Origin of the sequence: Bacillus sp. RC240 (assembly GCF_044907945.1) — a bacterium.
Lineage (GTDB): Bacteria > Bacillota > Bacilli > Bacillales > Bacillaceae_G > Bacillus_A > Bacillus_A mycoides.
The window spans coordinates 1-1106 of sequence record NZ_JBIYCT010000034.1 but is presented as its reverse complement, the minus strand read 5'-3'; the positions used below and the strand labels follow the sequence as shown (position 1 = coordinate 1106).

The window sequence follows — 1106 nt, the reverse complement described above, 5'->3', positions numbered from 1 at the left end:
GTAGAAAGCTTCACTTTTTAAATGACCAAAGAAGCTTTCCATGACGGCATTATCATGGCAATTTCCTCTCCGGGACATGCTGGTGATAATGCCGTTTTCTTTGGCACATGCTTGAAATTCCTTCGCTGTATAAATGCTCCCTTGATCCGAGTGAAGGATGACACCTTTTACTTTTCTTCCTCTCATCGCTTGTTTTAATGTCTTCATCGCTAATGTCAGTGTTTGTGACTCACTAATGACATAACTAATAATTTCACGATTAAAGGCATCCATAATCGTTGATAAATACAAGGTACGCTCTCCAAATAATAAGTAAGTCACATCTGTGAACCACTTTTCATTTGGGGCTGATGCTTCAAATTGACGTTCCAATCGATGAGGAGCTACCACTGGTTCCGCACCATTTATATATTTCTTTTTCTTTCGACGCACTTTTGAGAGTATATGATATTGTCTCATAATCCGTAATACTTTTTTATGATTCACACACAGTCCCATTTTCCGAAGAGTGGCGGTCACTCTTCGATATCCATACCGTAATTTATGCCTAAGGCAGATTTTCTTTACTTTCTCTTCTATCTCGTCTTTAGGGCGTTCGGCTATCTGTAACCAACGATAAAATGAGGAGCGTGGTAATTCTAATACTTTACACAGTTCTTGTACGGTTACTTTTGTTTTTAATTCATTCCATAGGGTAATAACGGTATGTGGTTTCAGCTCCTTTCGATTTCCAGATACTTTCCCCATACAAGTAATTTTGTTTTTAAATGATTATTTTCTAATCGTAGTTGTTCCAATTCACTTAGCTCTTTTGACCCTTTTCCATAAGAATATTGTTTTCCCACAGGTTGTTGAAAACGATATGTTTGATCTGTGCGATACCATTTCATCCATGTCTTAATTTGGGAAACATTTTTAATGCCGAGTGTCTCCATAATGGTACGATTTGAATAACCATCCTTTTTCATTTCAATCACTTTCCATTTTATTTCTTCTGGGTAATGAACTCTTGTCTTCAAACGAAAAACACCTCCATTGAATTTGCATACTTAGTATGCGAATTCAGGAGGTGTTTTTTTCATGTACCACTATTCGGGTTCACTTCA

1 pseudogene is annotated in these 1106 nt (G+C 37.0%); it reads right to left on the bottom strand.

The features are described 5' to 3' along the window. Nucleotides 1-1019, bottom strand: a pseudogene (locus tag ABH955_RS29140) (IS3 family transposase); the annotation flags it as partial. Nucleotides 1020-1106 lie beyond the last annotated feature (87 nt).